At 47.0% G+C, this 19,120-nt stretch carries 16 protein-coding genes and 1 pseudogene; 9 read left to right on the top strand and 8 right to left on the bottom strand.

Annotated features, from left to right (window positions below; genetic code table 11):
- The first annotated feature begins 263 nt into the window (after positions 1-263).
- The 3 genes from D0A34_09330 (at position 264) to D0A34_09320 (ending at position 4,559) form a co-directional block, all read left to right on the top strand.
- Positions 264-1,340 (top strand): septal ring lytic transglycosylase RlpA family protein, encoded by a 1,077-nt coding sequence (locus tag D0A34_09330; protein UNU19042.1) that lies wholly within the window; start codon positions 264-266, stop codon positions 1,338-1,340.
- 193 nt (positions 1,341-1,533) lie between these two features.
- Positions 1,534-3,123 carry a bifunctional pantoate--beta-alanine ligase/(d)CMP kinase gene (locus D0A34_09325; GenBank protein UNU19041.1) on the top strand — a complete coding sequence of 530 codons (1,590 nt, stop codon included), beginning with the start codon at positions 1,534-1,536 and terminating at the stop codon, positions 3,121-3,123.
- A gap of 551 nt (positions 3,124-3,674) precedes the next feature.
- Positions 3,675-4,559, top strand: coding sequence for a polysaccharide deacetylase family protein (locus tag D0A34_09320; protein ID UNU22231.1), 885 nt, complete (start codon positions 3,675-3,677; stop codon positions 4,557-4,559).
- A gap of 74 nt (positions 4,560-4,633) precedes the next feature.
- Here D0A34_09320 and D0A34_09315 read toward each other — a convergent pair.
- Positions 4,634-4,807 (bottom strand): annotated as a pseudogene (locus tag D0A34_09315) (Uma2 family endonuclease).
- 39 nt (positions 4,808-4,846) lie between these two features.
- Positions 4,847-5,914 carry an FAD-dependent oxidoreductase gene (locus D0A34_09310; GenBank protein ID UNU19040.1) on the bottom strand — a complete coding sequence of 356 codons (1,068 nt, stop codon included), beginning with the start codon at positions 5,912-5,914 and terminating at the stop codon, positions 4,847-4,849.
- 272 nt (positions 5,915-6,186) lie between these two features.
- Here D0A34_09310 and D0A34_09305 point away from each other — a divergent pair, with 272 nt between their 5' ends.
- Together D0A34_09305 and D0A34_09300 are read left to right on the top strand one after the other, a co-directional pair.
- Positions 6,187-7,032: a hypothetical protein gene (locus D0A34_09305; protein UNU19039.1), complete on the top strand. Its 846-nt coding sequence runs from the start codon at positions 6,187-6,189 to the stop codon at positions 7,030-7,032.
- Positions 7,033-7,075: 43 nt separating this feature from the next.
- Complete coding sequence (locus D0A34_09300; protein UNU22230.1) at positions 7,076-8,554, top strand: O-antigen ligase domain-containing protein; 1,479 nt, start codon at positions 7,076-7,078, stop codon at positions 8,552-8,554.
- A 286-nt stretch (positions 8,555-8,840) separates the two neighbouring features.
- On the opposite strand, the gene glmS is transcribed toward D0A34_09300, so the two are convergent.
- The 3 genes from glmS to D0A34_09285 all read right to left on the bottom strand — a co-directional run bounded on the left by glmS (position 8,841) and on the right by D0A34_09285 (position 12,344).
- Positions 8,841-10,763 carry a glutamine--fructose-6-phosphate transaminase (isomerizing) gene (gene glmS, locus D0A34_09295; protein UNU19038.1) on the bottom strand — a complete coding sequence of 641 codons (1,923 nt, stop codon included), beginning with the start codon at positions 10,761-10,763 and terminating at the stop codon, positions 8,841-8,843.
- Between the two features lie 160 nt (positions 10,764-10,923).
- A complete protein-coding gene (psaC, locus tag D0A34_09290; protein UNU19037.1) occupies positions 10,924-11,169 on the bottom strand; it encodes a photosystem I iron-sulfur center protein PsaC in 246 nt (81 codons plus the stop codon).
- Positions 11,170-11,438: 269 nt separating this feature from the next.
- Complete coding sequence (locus D0A34_09285) at positions 11,439-12,344, bottom strand: heterodisulfide reductase (GenBank protein ID UNU19036.1); 906 nt, start codon at positions 12,342-12,344, stop codon at positions 11,439-11,441.
- Positions 12,345-12,729: 385 nt separating this feature from the next.
- Between D0A34_09285 and D0A34_09280 the strand changes: the two genes are divergently transcribed.
- From D0A34_09280 to D0A34_09265, 4 genes are all read left to right on the top strand, one after another.
- The gene (locus D0A34_09280; GenBank protein UNU19035.1) at positions 12,730-12,984 is read left to right on the top strand and encodes an acyl carrier protein; all 255 of its coding nucleotides are present in this window, start codon (positions 12,730-12,732) and stop codon (positions 12,982-12,984) included.
- A 97-nt stretch (positions 12,985-13,081) separates the two neighbouring features.
- The gene (gene fabF / locus D0A34_09275; protein UNU19034.1) at positions 13,082-14,335 is read left to right on the top strand and encodes a beta-ketoacyl-[acyl-carrier-protein] synthase II; all 1,254 of its coding nucleotides are present in this window, start codon (positions 13,082-13,084) and stop codon (positions 14,333-14,335) included.
- Between the two features lie 107 nt (positions 14,336-14,442).
- On the top strand, positions 14,443-15,744 hold the full coding sequence (locus D0A34_09270; GenBank protein ID UNU19033.1) for an ATPase: 1,302 nt from the start codon (positions 14,443-14,445) through the stop codon (positions 15,742-15,744).
- Positions 15,732-16,451: a DUF4276 family protein gene (locus D0A34_09265; GenBank protein UNU19032.1), complete on the top strand. Its 720-nt coding sequence runs from the start codon at positions 15,732-15,734 to the stop codon at positions 16,449-16,451. Before D0A34_09270 ends, D0A34_09265 begins: the two co-directional genes overlap by 13 nt.
- Before the next feature lies 1 nt (position 16,452).
- Here D0A34_09265 and D0A34_09260 read toward each other — a convergent pair whose 3' ends face one another.
- From D0A34_09260 to D0A34_09250, 3 genes are all read right to left on the bottom strand, one after another.
- Positions 16,453-17,232, bottom strand: a complete 780-nt coding sequence (locus D0A34_09260) for a hypothetical protein (protein ID UNU19031.1) — start codon at positions 17,230-17,232, stop codon at positions 16,453-16,455.
- 253 nt (positions 17,233-17,485) lie between these two features.
- Positions 17,486-17,893, bottom strand: coding sequence for a heme utilization protein HuvX (locus D0A34_09255; protein ID UNU19030.1), 408 nt, complete (start codon positions 17,891-17,893; stop codon positions 17,486-17,488).
- Positions 17,894-18,073: 180 nt separating this feature from the next.
- On the bottom strand, positions 18,074-19,027 hold the full coding sequence (locus tag D0A34_09250) for a PhoH family protein (GenBank protein UNU22229.1): 954 nt from the start codon (positions 19,025-19,027) through the stop codon (positions 18,074-18,076).
- Positions 19,028-19,120 lie beyond the last annotated feature (93 nt).

Below are 19,120 nucleotides of genomic sequence, written 5' to 3'. Positions count from 1 at the left end.
ATCCCCAACCGCAAAAGTTTGTGGTAGTCTGTTGCAGTTCGTGAACAAAACACAAATTGCGGATCGAGTACGAGTTGTCAAGTGTCAGGGAAGTTTCCGCCAATTTTTTTTGGGGCGGAAGCATTAAAGCAAAAACGCACCCCGATACTTTGCTTTGACTCACGGGGGAATGGCGAAGGGCAAGAGAGAAATCCTTGACGCCCGCCGCCAAATGGCCAATCCTCCAATCTCGGTTGGCAATGGCTATTCACAAAAATGGACGTATGAAGGAAAAATTTGTTGGTGGTCTACTCGCTATCCTGTTAGTTCCTGTGGTAGGAACGGCATCCTCTTGTCACGCACAAGCAACAGGTGCCGACAACCAAAACTCTCCGGTTTCCGAGCAAGTAATTGCCACCCAACCGTCCCGGCAGTTAAACGCGAGTCGGGTCGAAGCGCAAAAAGTCGGACAGTATCAGTATCAAGCAAGAGCTGAAATTGCCCGAGACTCGATCGCCAAAATCCAGCCCCACGAGTTAGACGGGCGACAAGCAGCGACAGTCTACGTGCGAAACATTCCAGTCATCACCTTTCTGAACGCCAATCCGGAAACAAACACGAAAATGGGAGAAGCTGGCAACAGCCAAGCCGGTGCTAGCAGTCCGTCGAAAGTAACGGGCGCCAGAGAAAATCCCAAAGTCGGAAACATTGCCAGCAACTCCAACAACCAAGAACCCGATTCAGTTTGGCGGGCATCAACCTTAGCAGCAAGACTCAACCAGCTAGCCCGCAACAACATCGATCCCAACAGCATTACCGTTAAGTGGGAAAAAGGCGATCGCTACATTATCCAAGCAAACGGCGAGGACTTGGTAAACATCAACGCCGAAACAATCCTCCCCGACACCACCAGCGACTTTAGCCGAGACGCCCTGCAAGCAACCAATCGCCTCCGCCGGCTTCTGGGCAACGCCCCACCCCTGGAAGAAGTCGCAGGCAAACCCCAACCAGAACCCCCCATACTGTCTCTGGGCCCAGTTCAAGTGCGCCTCAGCGGCTGGGCTTCCTGGTACGGCCCGGGATTTGACGGCAACCTCAGCGCCAGCGGCGAGCGTTTCAACCAAAATGATTTGACCGCAGCCCACCGCCACTTGCCATTCGGAACTAGAGTCATGGTGAGAAATCTCGACAACGGCCGCACCGTAGTCGTCCGCATTAATGACCGCGGCCCCTATGTCGGCGATCGGGTCATTGACTTGTCCGCCGGCGCCGCCAGCGTGCTGGGAATGATGAGTAGCGGCGTTGCGAGAGTGGAAATCGAAGTGATCGAACCGCCGCAGCCAACAAAAGTTGAACGCTGAACGGTAGTCTAAGGCAGAATACAAAAGTTATCCGAAGTGTAGAAGGCAGAAAGTAGAATAAAACTGACATCTTGCACCATTCTTTGTAGAGAGGCATCTTACCTGTTCTGGAGGAGGATGCAAGATGTCAAGTCGAACAAATTCTGACAAATAAACTCTGTATTCTGCCGAATGCCTTCAGGAGATTCTACCGGTGCGCCTGTTTACTACCATTGCAGCACTTCGCTGCTACTTAAATTTACAAAAGTCTGCTGCACCTCATTTGACAGTCGGTTTGGTGCCGACGATGGGAGCTTTGCACGCAGGGCATATGAGCTTGATCCAGCGGGCAAGGCAAGAAAATGCGATCGCCCTGGTCAGCATTTTTGTCAACCCGCTGCAATTTGGGCCGACAGAAGATTTTCAAGATTATCCTCGGAATTTCGAGCAAGATCGGCTGTTGTGCGAACAAGCTGGGGTTGATGCCATATTTGCTCCCTCAGCAACCGAAATGTTCGGCAACCAAGCAGTCGGCGCAGAAACAGAGCAAACCGCCCAAAAACAGATAGAGATTCACCTTTCATCCTTAACTCAAGTAGTCCCGCCACCGGCGATGACATCGGTTTTGTGCGGCAAAGCAAGGCCCGGTCATTTTCAGGGCGTCGCGGCAATTGTTACTAAACTTTTGAGTTTGGTGCAGCCGACAAAAGCTTATTTCGGTCAAAAAGACGCCCAGCAGCTAGCAATTATTCGGAAGCTGGTCTTTGATTTTAATTTGCCTGTAGAGATTGTCGCTTGTCCGATCGTCCGCGAAGAGTCGGGACTGGCAATGAGTTCTCGCAATCTGTATTTAACAGTAGAGCAAAAACAGCAAGCCTCCGTACTCTACCGCGCGCTGCAACAAGCCTCGGAAACTTTTTCTTCAGGGGCTCGCACGGCAGCAGCCGCACTCGCAGCAGCCCACGCAGCAGTCGCACAAGAACCCGCAGTCGATCTCGAATACGCCGAACTCGTCGATCCCGACACTTTAACGCCCTTGCAAGTTGTGGAAACAGCGGGACTTTTAGCCGTGGCCGCCAGAGTTGGCTCTACTCGTTTGATTGACAATATAATTCTCAGGAATCGTCGGCCCATTGTGGCGATCGACGGCCCGGCGGGAGCAGGCAAATCTACCGTAACTCGCCTTGCCGCAACTGCTTTGAACTTGTTTTATCTGGATACCGGTGCGATGTATCGGGCGCTGACTTGGCTGGCATTGAAAACAGACACGCCGATTTCCGACGAATGCGCGATCGCCGAATTAATCAGTTCCAGTTATTTGGAATACAACCTCGATCCCGCATCAAAGATGTTGAAGATTAACGGCGAAGACGTAACCGAGGCAATTCGCAGTTTGGAAGTGACCTCCCGCGTCTCGGAAATGGCGGCGATTCCCGCCGTGCGGCAGTTTCTGGTGGAGGAACAGCGGCGCTGCGGCACAAAAGGCGGAATTATAGCAGAAGGCCGCGATATCGGCACTAACGTGTTTCCCGATGCGGAACTGAAGATTTTTTTGACGGCTTCGGTACAAGAGCGATCGCGCAGGCGGCTGTTAGAACTTAAAGATACCGATCGGGCTAATACTAGCTTGGCGCAATTGGAACAAGACATCGCCCTACGGGACGAAAAGGACAGCACCCGCGAGGTTGCACCTTTGCGTAAAGCGGCGGATGCTGTGGAAATTCAAACAGACAATCTGACTGTTGCTGAAGTTATCGATCGGATTGTCGGCTTGTACAAAGAGAGAATCGGCCCTAAAAGTTAATTTTACGAGCCTGGGGGCGCGCGATCGCCCTCATATCAAATCCGGTTAAACTCACATCTTGCACCATTCTCGCTTAATAGGCTTTCCGGTCTATCCCACAAAGACTAAATTTTCTTGTGGGGTGGGATATTCTAACCCGCCCTTAAAAGGCTTATTAACAATAGTGCAACGTCTCAGGTTAAACTCACATCTTGCAGTGTCAGGTAGGGACGCGGGCTGATGCGGGCTGAGTCCCTAAGAATATCGTGCCATGAATCCGACTTGAGCGCCGTCCCCTGGCTGGGGAAAAAGTTCAACCATCCGACGTTTTTATGGGTTAGGGGATTTCTCGCACACAAATCTTAAATTTTTTTATCCGGACGGACTTCCCCGCGATCGGTTATTTCCAGTAGCATTTTTAGGAACAGTCCAATTTAAGATTATCCTCTTAAGTGGATTAACTTGATATAAACATAAAATCTCAAATTAACTGTGCAAGGTGTGAAGGAGAGAATGACGTGACAAAATTGAAACTGCTGTGGAGGCGGCGAAAAACTTTCATCGTTGCTTTTATGGCAGCCACAGGAAGTTTTTTGCTGGGTGTGACATGGCCGATTAACTTCTTGCGGGCCAATCAGCCCTTGCAACCGATTCAGGCGCAAGTCTTGGCCGTATCCCAGTCCCAAGAACAACAGCCGATGTCCAATATTAATAAGTTCTCCGAGGCGATCGCCAATCGAGTAGAATTTTCCCAACAGGCTCTAGCCCAAGTGCAGGCAATCCGATTTCAATCAGCCGTACCGTCGCAGTTTCAAGGTACAACCATTCGTCACGCGAAACTCGATTCCCAGCACAAGGCGATCGCCCTGACATTTGACGACGGCCCCTGGCCGAAAACAACTACACAAATCCTAGATATTCTCAAGGAAAATAATATTAAGGCTACATTCTTCTGGGTAGGAAAATACCTGAAAAATTCTCCCGAAATTGGCCAACAGGTCGTAGCAGCCGGTCACGCGATCGGCAATCACACTTGGAACCATGAATACCTTCAGTATAACGAAGACGGTGCCGCTCGCGAGATCGATCGCACTTCATCCTTAATTGAGGAGTTGACCGGCGTCCAAACATCGATGTTCCGCCCGCCTGGAGGCATTTTAAACAATGGATTGGCCACTTATGCTCAAAAGAAAAATTATGCAGTTGTGATGTGGTCTGCTGATTCTTTTGATTGGCGAACTCTTACGGAATCTTTGATAGACAACGTGATGAGGCAGGCAAATTCCGGCGGCATTGTGCTGCTGCACGACGGCGGCGGCAATCGAGCGAGAACTGTAAAAGCTTTGCCGGATATTATTGCTCGATTGAGAAATGAAGGGTACATTTTCGTAACAGTTCCCGAGTTATTGCATATGCAAGAACAAGAGTCAAAACAGCAGGAAACAGCACAAAAATAAAAATTTGGAAAAGTGGGATTTTACACCATTTTTCCATTTTTTTCTAAGTCATTAGATGGATTTTTTATAACTATATCGCGCAGGTGAAGGTTAATCCCAGTTATAAAATTAATACAGAGACGGCGGTGGTCATCACTACCTCCCGCCCTCCCGTACACCAAACCGCGCCGATATTCATGTCGGACGGTATTATCACGTTCGAGGGGAAGGTAATCTTCCGGGCTAAACCCAGAGGGGATGGCAATCATAGCGTTAGAGGCAAAATCGATACATTAACGGTAGCCATATTACCAATTTAGGCTTGAATCTAAGGGCAAATGCTGCAACTGAGAATTCACCCAATTAGCCGCCGCCAAACCCGATCGCAAAGCACCCTCTATTTGACCTTCCCCGCACAAATCCCCCGCACAAACCAGCGGCAAATTTCCCCCAGCAGGCAAACAAGAAACACGCAAAGGATTTCGACAAAAAGCATAGCGCCAGCGGTGAACCTGCAACCATTCTGGCTGCTTCAGCCAAGGGATTAAATATTCTGAAGCTCTCGAAAGCAATTCCTGACCGGCAGTTTCCAAATCAGCAGCTTCTAAATAGCGTTCTGCAAAAATTGCGCTGCTGTGAACCACAAACACTGGCTGTAGCGGATCGAGCCGTTTGCTGCTGTCCAAACCAACCCAAGCTAAATCAGAATTATCGGGAAAAGAAACAGATTTCCACTGCGGATTTAGATTGCTTAAATCTTGCTGTTCTGCTGCAGAATAGCCAGCCATAACCGTAATGCAAGGGTCATAATCCACAGAACGCAATTTGTCAAGAAAATCAGGTTTAAAACCAATTTCCGAATTCAAAAACATTAAAGCTTGAGGAGCCGGAATTGCTACTACAACAGCCTTAGCAATCAATTCTTGAGGCGTCTGTAAATTGTCATCAGTAACTTCTAGGGAAAGATGCCACATTTGGTTATCTGTAGTAGAAATAGCTTGTACGCGGCGGCCAAACCAAATCTCTAAATCCTCAGCCAGATACTTACCGATAGCATTCATACCTGCAGGTGCGACATAACAAGAACTAGCAATAGCAGAAAGTTTTCCCTGTCTGAATTCCCCGACACTATCAGTCCAGAGTTTGAGGATATCCCGATCGACCAAAGCCTCAATTAACCCCTGCACCGCATCCCCCTGCAGTTCCAGATACCGCGCGCCGTGATCGGCTCTAGTACCCTGTACGCGGCGGGTAGCGACTCGTCCCCCCGCGCCGCGAGATTTCTCAACAACAGCCACAGAATAACCAGCTTGACGCAACCGTTGAGCGCAACTCAGCCCCGCCATACCCGCACCAATCACCGCAACATCAAACATAATCAATCAGTCAGCCTTGTGAATCTAAACATCAGCTTAAAGGCTGCGAGCTGAATTTGTACCTTACCGATGACTCAAAAGAGCCGTAGCTTGCGGGGCCCGACGCCATCGCCCTGCACCAAGTAGTAGAATAAAGGACAGCACGAATCCATGATTAAGACCAGATCAAAAAATGCCACTGTAGGTAAATCCTAAATCCTCATGGTTGTCAATCAGCAGCAATCTAAAATCTAAAATCTACAATCTAAAATCGAATAGGGGAGGGCAAAATTTTGGACGAACTCAGAGCAGCACTCGAATTGACAACAGAAGAAGAATTGCAGCAACTAACAGAACTTCTGTTCAGCCGCAAGTTTAACCCTTTAGATTACGTGCAAACCCCCGCACCGATAGATGTACAAAGTCGCGATCGCCAAGCCTGGCTAGACGCCGTAGAGCAGCGGTTTCGCTATCTTGCAGCCGACGGGCTGACGGTACTCCGAGGGCGAACCGAACAAGTAACTTACAGACAAGCACTAATTCAAGTTTGTCGCTATCTCAAAATCCCTTATCCCAGACAGTTGTCAACCACCGACTTAGAGGCAGAAGTATTTCTGCACTTAATGGGCCGCGCGTGGAAGCGTTTACCGGCAGATGAACAGCAAGCGCTGACAGTGCGCGTACAGCGAGCGATCGTTGATTCTAAACTCTCAGAACCCCTGCCAATTTCTGCAGAAAAAGACCCGCTCGGTTTGCTGTTCAAAGGCGGCAGCGCTTTAGCTGTGAGTTCCATCTTAAAACCAGTCCTGCTCAAACTAATGGCCAATCAATTTGCGCTGCATTTTGCCACCTATCAAATGGCCAAACAAGGAGTGCTTGCAGGCACTGCAACCGCAGCAACCCAGTTTCAAAATTATGTCGCAATTCAGACGGCGCGGCGCGGTATGGCTGTGAGTGCGGCTCGTTACGGTGCGACGCGGAGCGTATTTTCGTTGCTCGGCCCGATGATGTGGACTTGGTTTTTCGCGGATTTAGGTTGGCGATCGATTTCCACGAACTACGGCCGCATTATCCCGACCATTTTTGCCTTAGCTCAAATTCGCCTGACGCGATCGGAATGCGTTTGGGAACTAGCTTAACGATGGTAGATTGTAGATTTTAGATTTGAGATTGGGAGTGTGGGTGAATATCAAAAATCGGTTGAAATTAGCTGCCAAACAGACAGCCGAAAATCTCAAGTCTCGCCTCCAAAAACATCCAGATCCCCGCCTGCAAATCCCTTGGAATTTCGCCCAAGTGGGGATGCTGATTTTTCCCTTAATTCCGATTTTGGGAGCTTTAGGTTTATTCCTGGGATTGGCCGGCACTTGCCAGCAAAAGTTCCGTCAAATTAGTCGCCGCCCGTTGAATCGAGGATTCGCAATTCTGAGCGGGCTGCTAGTCATCACAGCGGTCTTTGCCCACAACCGCATTGAGGCTTTTGTAGGGTTGTACAATTTCTTGCCGTTCTTTATATTGTTTGCCGCTTTCAGCAGTTTAATTCAAACTTCTGCTCAATTGCGACAATTATCTTGGATGATTGTAATTAGTTCAATTCCGGTGATAATTTTAGGTCTGGGACAGCAATTTTTAGGTTGGAGCGGCATCAATCAATTGCAGCCTGTTTTTGGCTGGGTACTCGAACCCCAAGGCAATCCCCCCGGCCGCATGGCTTCTGTGTTTATGTACGCAAATATTTTAGCTTGCTATCTGACAATTGCTTTTATTTTAGCACTGGGACTGTGGATGGAAGAAGTCAGTTGTCAGTTGGCAGTTGTCAGTCGTCACCACTTACCAATGCCCAATGCCCAATGCCCAATGCCCAATGCCCAATTCCTATTTTTAAGTTGTGCAGTGATCGGAAATGCTGTTGCTTTGATTTTTACTAATTCTCGCAATGCTTGGGGACTGGCAGTTATGGCAGTTTTGGCTTTTGCATTTTATGCGGGTTATAAAAAATTATTAGCTGCTGTTTTGAGTGTGGCTAGCACAATTTTTTTGTCTGCCTTTGGCCCGGAACCACTGCGGCAATCTTTACGAAGAATTGTTCCGGCTTTCTTTTGGGCTAGACTCACCGACGAAATGTTCCCAAATCGGCCGACTGCTACTTTGAGAACTACTCAGTGGGAATTTGCTTGGTCTATGACTCAGCAGCGTCCTTGGACTGGTTGGGGACTGCGAAATTTTACGCCTCTCTATCAAGCTCAAATGCAACAATGGCTTGGTCATCCTCACAGTTTGATACTGATGTTGACTGCGGAAACGGGAATACCGGCAACGCTTCTGTTGTGTAGTTTAGTCGGCGGGGTTTTGGCTAGGGGTGTTTTGCTGCTGGCGAATTGGCCGCTTTTTCCTGGGGATATTAAACCGGAAAAAATAGCCACACAGGAAGTAGCGAAAAATGCTTTATTTATCCATAGAAAATCTCTAGTTTCTATCACAAGTCAGGTTGCTTATGAAGATGCAAGAGCGGCAGATCGCCTAATTTTTTTCAGTTATTTATTAGCCTTCGCCGCCTGTACGCTTTTTAACACTGTAGATGTGACGCTGTTTGATTTTCGACTCAATACTACAAGCTGGTTGCTGTTAGCCGCAATTTGGGGAGTCAGCCAGAGGGAATAGACGATCGCGCATTGGAGGCAGAGCCTGGAAGGTTATTGATAACAAATAACAAATAACCAATAACAACTGCTAACAGTCAACAGTCAACAGTCAACAGTTAACTGTCAACAGTTATGTATATGCAAAATAAAGTTGTACACTGAAAACCCTCGAAAGCTTTGATGTCTGGTGCAAAGTTTTGCGACTAAAGTTGTACACCAGATACCAAAACCTTTAGTCAGTAAGGAGTTTGAGGTAGTGTACAACTTTATTTTCAGAATACAAGTTAACTGCCAATTGAATTCTTTTATTCTACCGTCACCGACTTCGCCAAATTTCGTGGCTGATCCACATCCAAACCCCGACGGGCTGCAATGTGATAAGCCAATAATTGCAGCGGAATCACTGTCACAATCGGTGACAACAATTCATCCACCAAAGGCACCGGCAAAATGTGGTCAAAAATATCGGCTTCCGCCACACCTTGCTTCGGCGTAACACCAATTAAACGGGCGTCGCGCGCCTTCGCTTCTTGAGCGTTGGAAAGCACTTTTTCGTAGACGCTTCCTGGCATGGCGATCGCCACTACAGGCACTTTCGCATCCAAAAGGGCGATCGGGCCATGTTTCATCTCTCCCGCCGGATATCCTTCGGCGTGAATGTAGCTGATTTCCTTCAGTTTCAGCGCCCCTTCCAAAGCAATGGGAAAGTTAATTCCCCGCCCCAAAAAGATAAAATCTTGGGTTTCTGTAAACTGGTGGGACAATTCCTCCACATACTGTTCTTGAATCTCCAAAAACTTCTCAATTTCTGTTGGCAACTGCCGCAAACCTGCAAGAATTTCTGCCAATCTCTCGCTGCTGATTGTTTGCCGCTGGTGCGCCAAATCCAAAGCTAAGAAATAGAATGCCATCAACTGAGTGACAAAAGTTTTAGTGGCAGCAACGCCGACTTCTATACCGGCGTGGGTATTGATCACGTGCGGCATCATGTGGGCGATCGAACTTTCAGTCCTGTTAGTAATGCCTAACATTCTCGCCCGGAATTTATCGGTAGAAGCCGCGCGGCGCTGCTGTTCCATCCCCAAAGCAGCCAGCGTGTCCGCCGTTTCTCCCGACTGTGTTACCCCAATAGTTAAAGTATTTGCTGTCAGCGGTGGGGGGGCGTAGCGGTACTCAGAAGCGTACTGCACCGCAGTGGGAATATTAGCTAATTGTTCCAACAAATATTTGCCAATTAGCGAGGCGTGCCAGCTCGTTCCGCAGGCGAGAATTGAAATTTGTTCGACATCGGCGCAAAGTTCCTTGGGCAAGTTGAGATTGATGGGAGAGCGCGGATTTCCCGGCTGCCAATCGCTGTCTAAATAAGCCTCCAGACAAGCTCGGACTACGGCTGGCTGTTCGTAAATCTCCTTGTGCATGAAATGTTTGAAGCCTTGTTTTTCGACTAAAACCGGACTCCAACCAAGGATGCGCGGGCTTTTTTTCAGCCTTTCCCCTGCAAAGCTGTAAACTTCGACTCCCATCGGAGTTAGCCTTGCCAATTCGCCATTTTCCAAGGACAAAACAGTGCGGGTGTAAGATACTAAGGCCGGCGTGTCGGAAGCGCAGAAAAATTCGCCTGCACCAAAGCCAATCACCAAAGGAGCTTGCTGTCTGGCGACAATTAGTTCGTCTGGATAATCTGCACAGATAACGGCGATTGCAAAGGCTCCTTCTAATTTATTTACCGCCTTTAAAACTGTTTCCAAAAACGATGTATCAGCAATTTCCTCTGCTTTTTTATCTTTTCTTTCTTGCTTCTGGCTTCTTGCTTCTTTCAAAAATTCAGCTATTAAATGAGGAATAACTTCTGTATCCGTATCCGAGACAAATTTATGCCCCTTCGCTTTCAATTCTTCGCGCAACTCGCGATAATTTTCGACTATTCCATTTTGAACTACCGCAACTCGCCCGCTATTATCTCGGTGAGGGTGAGCGTTATATTCCTCGGGTTTGCCGTGAGTTGCCCAGCGGGTGTGCCCGATGCCGATGGGAGCCGGGGAGTCTATCTCTGCTAGCTTTTCCCGGAGGTTGTGCAATTTGCCCTTTGCTCGGATGCAGGTAATTTCTCCTTCGGAGATGGTAGCGAGGCCCGCTGAATCGTAGCCCCGGTATTCTAGTTTCTCCAATCCTGCTAGCAAAATCTCGCTTGCTGCTTGCGTGCCGATATAGCCAACGATTCCGCACATTTAACGTACTACTCCTGCTTAGCGATCGCAATAAAACTCAAGTTTTATCATTTTTACCTTCTTCGGGCCCCAGAATGCAGATTCCGCGACAAAAAAAGAGGGGGCGATTAAATTGCCCCCTCTCTTGTGCCCGTAATTCGATCGGCGTGTCGATCGATTTTTAGTAAGCTAGACCCATACTGCGAGTGGTTTCTGCTCCCAGGTAAACCCGGATGCTCAGAAAATCGGTGGGGCAAGCAGTTTCGCAACGCTTGCAGCCTACACAGTCTGCTGTGCGGGGAGAGGAGGCAATCTGAGCTGCTTTGCAGCCATCCCAGGGCACCATCTCCAAAACGTCAGTCGGACAAGCGCGGACGCACTGAGTGCAGCCGATGCAGGTATCGTAAATTTTGACTGAATGAGACATTGAATAAAGGCTCCCAACGAGTCACTAAAAATTTGCTAGCTCTGCGAATTAACAGATTTGACGGCGAGGTGACACCGCTATAGCCTGCACAGAGAATTAAAGGTTAGTCTACCGCAGTGCCTGGAAGCACTTCGCGAAAAAGCGACAAAACTTCACAGTTATTCACGCTGGGAGTCTTATCAAAGTATGTTGTTACTGAACACGTCCGTCCTTAAAGCGGAGTTATCAAGGACGGACTTCTTTACTACAAATCTGTGCAAATCGATCGACTAAAAGCCTAATTTTTCTAACACGGGCTTAGTTGAAACAATATGTCGATCGAGTCCTAGTTTTTTTGGCTCCACACCCAAAGCTAAAGCCACCAATTGCGACAAATGCAACACGGGCAAACCCAACTTGCGCCCGATTACTTTTTCCACCTCCGGCTGCCGCGAATCCAAATTTAAATGACAGAGAGGACAAGGCGTTACCATACAATCAGCGCCATTGTCAAGAGCATCTTGAATATGTTTGCCTGCCATCTGAAAAGATTGGTTAGTGGCATAACTCGCCAACGGCCAGCCGCAGCACTGCGTCCGCCCTCGATAGTAAACCGGAGTTGCCCCGATCGCCCGAAATACATTTTCCATCGATTCCGGTTGGTGCGGGTCATCGTAAAGCAGCTTATCCTGAGCTCGCAGCAGGTAGCATCCGTAAAAAGACGCGCACTTCAAGCCCGAAAGCTTCCGGGTGACTCGCTTGTGCACCTCGTCGAGCCCGTAATCTGCAACGATCGCCCACAACAGATGTTTCACCTCGGTACTGCCTTGATAAGGCGAACAGCCTTGTTTTTTTAGTAAACCGTTGACTTTTTCTATGTAGTTGGGATCGGTTTTTTGAGATTCCTTGAGGCGATCGTCCACATGACCGATTACTCCTTGACAAGTGCTGCAATGCGTCAGCAAAGGCAGATTCAGTTCCTCAGCCAACGCAATATTGCGAGCGTTGACAGTATCTTCCAGTAACTGCGAATCTTCCTTGAAAGTGCCAGAACCGCAGCAGGAAGCTTTCTTTAGTTCCACCAGTTCAATCCCCAACGCTTGAGTTAGCGCCATTGTAGACAAGTAAAGTTCGCGGGCCGCCCCTTGGGCAACGCAACCGGGAAAGTAAGCATATCTGAGAGTTTGGGATGGCATAGTCGTTTCTGCTGGGGACACAAGGTTCGGGAAAAGAAACTTGAGCCATCGAAGTCGGGAGGCTTCCTGCTTAGTTTTCCCTCTTTATAATTAACGTATCACCGCCTAGCTAGGAGCTAATTGTCAGCTTTTCTCAAGCATTTTTAGTTGATGACTGACGCACCATCGACCAAAAATCCGGTTCCTCAAGGTTATCAGGTGCCTAAACGAGATGATTGATTTTGGGCTATGGGGGTTTTTTTTGCCTTAGTCCCAGAGTTGCTGCGATCGTCCGTGTCCCAATTGTCGCTGACCCGTGTCACTTAGAAAAGCGGCCAGGCTTTCTCCTGCAGATCCCCCTTTCGGATAAGATTAGATACGCAGCAACCAATGAGGACACGATGTTATGAGCCAAGACGACATTTTTGCTAGAGTCCAGAAAATTGTGGCAGAGCAACTGGAAGTCGATAAGAGCGAAGTCAAGCCCGAAGCCAACTTTGCTAACGATTTAGGAGCAGATTCCTTAGATACTGTAGAGCTGGTCATGGCCTTGGAAGAAGAGTTTGATATTGAAATTCCCGACGAAGCAGCCGAAGGAATTACTACGGTTCAAGCTTCTGTAGATTTCATCAGCAGCAAACTTGCAGCTCCAAAAGCATAAAATACCTGTCTTTTCCCCTAAGAGGAGAGAAGTTAGAAAACTGGAAACTCCTCTTTTGTTCTGCGTTCTGGGTGTTTAATTTTTTGAAACTGAAATCATGACAAATTTAGAGCGTAAGCGCGTTGTTATCACGGGTCTCGGCGCGATTACACCGATCGGCAATACCTTGTCCGAATATTGGGACGGGTTGCTTGCCGGGAAGAATGGTATAGGCCCGATCACCTTATTCGACCCGTCGCGGCACGACTGCCGCTTTGCCGCAGAGGTGAAGGGTTTCGACCCACACGACTATTTAGAGCGCAAGGAAGCAAAGCGCATGGATCGCTTTGCTCAATTTGGGGTGTCAGCGAGCAAACAAGCGATTGCTGATGCGAAGTTTGAGATTAACGACCTGAACGCAGAACAGGTGGGTGTCATTCTTGGCACTGGCATTGGTGGCCTGAAGGTTTTGGAAGAGCAGCAAGAGATCTATCTAACTCGCGGCCCCGATCGATGCAGCCCGTTTATGATTCCCATGATGATTGCGAATATGGCCGCGGGGCTGACGGCGATTCACACGGGTGCTAAGGGGCCAAACTCTTGTACGGTGACGGCCTGCGCTGCCGGGTCAAATGCGGTGGGCGATGCGTTTCGCTTAGTTCAGGGGGGTTACGCGCAAGCCATGATTTGCGGCGGTACGGAAGCTGCGGTGACACCTTTGTGCGTGGCGGGTTTTGCTGCGGCGAGGGCGCTTTCGACTCGCAACGATGACCCGACTCATGCTTCTCGTCCGTTCGATCGTGATCGTGATGGTTTTGTCGTCGGCGAAGGTGCTGGCGTTCTGATTCTAGAAGAAATGGAACACGCTCTGGCGCGTGGCGCGAAGATTTACGCAGAAATCGTCGGCTACGGTTCAACTTGCGATGCGTATCACATGACTTCTCCGGTACCGGGGGGGGAAGGTGCCTCGCGGGCGATGGCTTTAGCGCTCAAGGATGCGGGTTTGACGCCGGATCAAGTGAGCTATATCAACGCTCACGGCACGAGCACGCTTCCCAACGATTCTACGGAAACGAAAGCGATTAAAAAGGCTTTGGGAGACCATGCTTACAAAATAGCAATTAGTTCTACCAAGTCGATGACCGGCCATCTTTTGGGCGGTTCTGGGGGAATTGAGGCGGTGGCGACGGTAATGTCGATCGCCAATGACAAAATCCCGCCGACAATTAATCTGGAAAATCCCGATCCTGAGTGCGATTTGGATTATGTTCCTCATACAAGCCGCGATCTAAAAGTTGATGTGGCGCTGTCGAATTCCTTTGGATTTGGCGGTCACAACGTGACACTGGCATTCAAGAAGTTTGTTCAGTAACGGCTAATCCAAAATCGAGAGTTAAAAGGTAAAAAAATATTTTTTTACCTTTTTAGGGTAGGCATCTTGCCTGCCCTAACTTTCTGAAGTATAACCCTAGTGCTCGTATGAATCAACCAATTATTCGATTTTTGACAACCAAGAATTATAAAAATCTACACTTAGCTCCATCTGTAAATTTAAACAGCCTTAATATATTTATCGGCTCAAACGGTTCAGGCAAAAGCAATTTCATCAGTTGTTTAAAATTTTTAAAAGATTGCCTAATAGCTATTCCCGACGAAAATCGCGGCGTGAGTAGTTTTGAGGATGCTGTTTCTAAATTTGGCGGTGATAAAATCTTAGATGTCAATGTTGAAAGTCCGGCAAAGGTCAGTATAGCTTGCTGTTTTTCGCAAATTAACCAAACTGGTAATCTTCAAAAAGACAGCGCAATTCTGGATTTCAAACTTTATACCGATCGACAAAAAGTAAGAGCGAGCATCTCTGAAGAATATCTATATGGTGGAGAAGATTTGCAGGAAACTTCCAGCAGGCAACCTTTCTATTACTATAAATTCCATAACAGAGAATTAGGGCAAGGAGTTTTATCGGTTTACAACTCTGTGGGCCAAGAGTCAACTCATTTTGAACCTTTAGATAACATTCCTACAAATTCTTTTGGTTTGTTGACAATTCCGACACTGCTTGAAAATAGTCAATCGCCCCCAGAAACTACACCTGTTTACAAAATTAGAAGAGAATTAATTGAATTTATTTCAAAATGGCAATTTTATAATGCCAATAACATGAATTTGAATTTAATTAGAACCGTCGAGCCTAAAATAGGTGGAAGTGATATTTACCTATCTGCATCGGGAGATAATCTGCCGTTAGTTTTGGAGAATTTAAGCCAAAATATCGATTTTGAAGATAGCCTTAACGAAGCGATGAAGTCGATATTACCCAAAACTCGTCGCCTTAAACCTGTACGTTCTGGTCGCCTATCTCTTACTGTAGAATGGTATTTTGAAGGTATCAAAGATGGATTTTACCTTAATGAAATGTCAGATGGAACTGTGAGGATGCTTTGTTGGGCAACTATTTTACATTCTCCACTTCCTCCTTCTTTGATAGTTATTGATGAACCGGAATTAGGATTGCACGTATCCTGGATGCCAATTTTAGCTGACTGGATTAAAAAAGCTGCGACAAAAACTCAGATAATTATTACCACACATAGTCCCGACCTTTTAGATCACTTTACTGATTGTGTAGAGAATGTTCTTTGTTTTTATTCCGAAAATAGAACGCATTTCTCAGTCAAATCTCTTTCAAAAGAAATGCTGGAGCAAAAACTTGAAGAGGGATGGCAATTAGGCGACTTATACCGTGTTGGCGATCCAAGTATTGGAGGATGGCCGTGGTAGTGTGGGTTTACTCTGGAGGCGGTGAAGCTGAGGTTAGAGGATTATTTCCTTTTTTAGACAAAACTTTTCCTGGGTGTAAATTTGAACGAAAAACACCAGTTCGTGACAAACCTGGCCCTAAACCTAATAAAGCAAGTAGTTATGGAAGAACAGGTAAAAGCTTAATCGACCAAATCAAGCAAGAATTGCCGGGCGCCTTAAAAGCAGAACCAAATAAATGCGACCTAATTTTAGTTTTTGACGATTTGGATTGTCGCGATTCTGAGACACAAAAATTAAAAATATTGTCAGAGATATCAAAAATACCACAATGTGCTGCCATCGAAAAATTTGTTGGGTTTGCCGCGCCGGAAATCGAAGCTTGGATTATTGCTGATTGGAATAATTCAATAGCTAAACATTCAGATTTTAGAGCCAGACATAAACGTATGTGTTGGTGGCTGAGTACAGAAAAAAAAGTTTCTTTTGAGAATCCCGAATCATTTAGTGAATATGATTCTCAAAGAGATTGCTGTCTCGAAAAACTATCAGACGCTTTAATTGAGTCAAGTGTTCAAGATGAAGTCGATCGCGATAAAGCACGCTTTTCTAAAGGATTACATACTCCTTTGCTCTTGAGAGAAATTGATCCCAATGAAGTTCAAAAAAAATGTCCGTTATTTCGCGAACTCTATAACTATCTCAATAATTTTTGTCGTTATTGTTAGCTTATTCTCCCGGCAATAACTCCAACCGATATCGATACAAAGCCACAGGATGCCCCCCAGCAGCAAAATAATCCGGGTCTTGCGGCGACAAATAAATCGCTGTCACCTGATCCGCCTCAATTCTTTTACTCGCAGAATCGCCATTTTTCCTGCCTTCAACAACTTGATAAGCCGTTGTAGTTTCCACCTCGTTTAAATAAATATCAGACTCTCCCCGAAAAATCTGCTGAGAAATCTCTGTAGACACAAACTCGCGAGGATTCGGCGTCTCAGTTCCCCGACTGGTAACAATCGAAATCAGTTGGCGTTCCCCTTTCAAAACAGTAATTTGGCGGTTGGGATTGGTCGGATCGACTTTCACCGAAAGTACGCCACCATCGCCTAAATAAGCCTTGGCAATGTTCAAACCGTTAAAAGTGCGATCGGCTACAATCTTTGTAGCTTTTTTAGATGTATTTTTATAAATAAAACCAATATTTTTTTCCGGTTGAAATCGCACTTTAAATAATACCGGCTGCTGCAAATACTGGCGGTTGCTTTCAAACCCTGGCGTGACAATATTTGGCGCTAAAGGAGCGGCTAAGTCTACCAAAGTGCTAGCAACATTCCAATTCCCCGCCATCCAGTCGGGATATACCAAATCTCCCTTAGCTACAGCGATAGGAGGCTTGCTTTCCCAATTGGGAAAACTTGATATGCGATCGCCCAAAACCCCCGCTCTGGCAACGCCACCCCACAGCAGTACCGCCAAAACCAGACAAAAACTCCAAATTCCCTTCATACCACATTACATTCAAACAACTAACCTTATATTTTTTTATCTTCTTTCTCTCTTCTGGGCGTTCTTTGCGTCCTCTGTGGTTCATTAATTCAAAAATTAGACAACAAATCAGTTAAACATCATATTTTCTACCCTTTTCACAAACAGGCAAGATGCCTGTTGCACAAAAATAAATGTTCTGCTTGTGGGGAGTAGGGGTTGGGCAGGCTCTCCCGCCCCCAGTATGCAATTTAAAGGTGGAAAAGCCTATGTTTTAAAGCGCCTCAACAGGTGCTGGTTCCCACACATCTCCGTATTTCTCCTTCAATTGGTGCCAGTTTTCCACCTGTCCCGGTTCGTATTCCCCCGGCTTTCCCCACTGCAAAAACGCGCTCAAAGCAGCATCATTTTGTTCGTCCAGAAAACGGATTGCATAAGTAGTAAAATTGCCTCTTTTCGCCTCGCCAGTTTCAAACTTCACCTGTTTGATTTTGTCCATATTCAAGTGAAACTCAAATATATCGGCGTGCATATTGGCATATTTACCCTTCGGCAACTCCGCATAAAACAGCTTGTGAATTGAACCGCGCACTTCCAGCACAGCCGCGCTGCTAGTCACGATTAAACGCAGCGTTCCCAATGGTTCGCAAGCTTCCAAGAATTCTTTCAGAGTCGCAGTCATATCAATTTTGGATTGTGGATTGTGAATTTGGGATTAAATCGATAAGAAGAAAATGGTAGTTGGGAATTAGGAAAAGGAAGTAGAGAAAAAAGGATAATTCTTCCTTCTCCCTTCTCTCCTAGATAACTAAAGCTTTCCTTCTCTCGTAGATAACTAAAGCCTTCATCCTTCCTTCTTCCTTCATGTTTCGTGCAGTTCGTAAGCAGCGACAATCCGCTGCACTAGCGGATGTCGTACCACATCCGCCTGAGAAAATTCACAGAAAGCAATGCCCTCAACGTTACGCAGAATATTTTGGGCAACTGACAATCCCGACTGTTGGTTGGGCGGCAAATCTGTTTGAGTGATATCGCCCGTTACAACCATTCTCGATCGAAAGCCCAGACGAGTCAGCACCATTTTCATCTGAGCTGGCGTCGTATTTTGAGCTTCGTCCAAAATTACGAAAGCATTGCTGAGAGTGCGTCCCCGCATATAAGCTAAAGGAGCTACTTCGATCAAGCCTCTTTCCATTAAATCGGCCATTTTTTCAGGGTCGATCATTTCTTGCAGGGCGTCGTAAAGCGGGCGCAAATATGGATCGACTTTTTGCTGCAAATCTCCCGGCAAAAACCCTAATTTTTCGCCAGCTTCCACGGCTGGCCTTGTTAAAATCAGCCGTTCGTACTGCTTACTCAACAGCGCTTGCACGGCGAAAATAGCAGCTAGAAATGTTTTGCCGGTACCAGCGGGGCCAATGCAAAATGTCAGGTCGTGTGTGCGTACGGCTTGGACGTATTGCCGCTGCTTGAAGGTTTTGGCTCTAATTTCTTCGCCGCGGCGGGTTCTGGCGAGAACGTCTCGCTGCAAGTCTTGTAAATCGCCTTGGCGGTTGGTATCCAAAGCTTGGCGCGCCGTCTGGATTTCAACTCCGGTAATATTTTTGCCGGATTTCCAATAGTCGGAGAGCGATCGCACTAATTTATGACACAATTCTACTTGACTTTTTGTGCCGGAAATCAGCAGTTCTTGCCCTCGCATTACCAGGGTAGCACCGGTTTGCTTAGAGATCATTTTCAGGTTTTCTTCTTGATTACCGGCCAGCGACATTGCGCTTTGAGCGCTCGGTAACTCTATGGTTAGTTTTTCATTCATGCCAACATAAGCTCCTCCAAATAAGCAATTAAAACTTAACAAATCAACGTTAAACCAGTCACTATTTGCGAACAAAAAGACGCCCGTTACTAG

The sequence above is a fragment of the Microcoleus vaginatus PCC 9802 genome, from assembly GCA_022701275.1.
Taxonomy (GTDB): Bacteria; Cyanobacteriota; Cyanobacteriia; order Cyanobacteriales; family Microcoleaceae; genus Microcoleus; species Microcoleus vaginatus_A.
The sequence above is the reverse complement of the archived record's forward strand: the minus strand, read 5'-3'. Positions and strand labels throughout refer to the sequence as shown.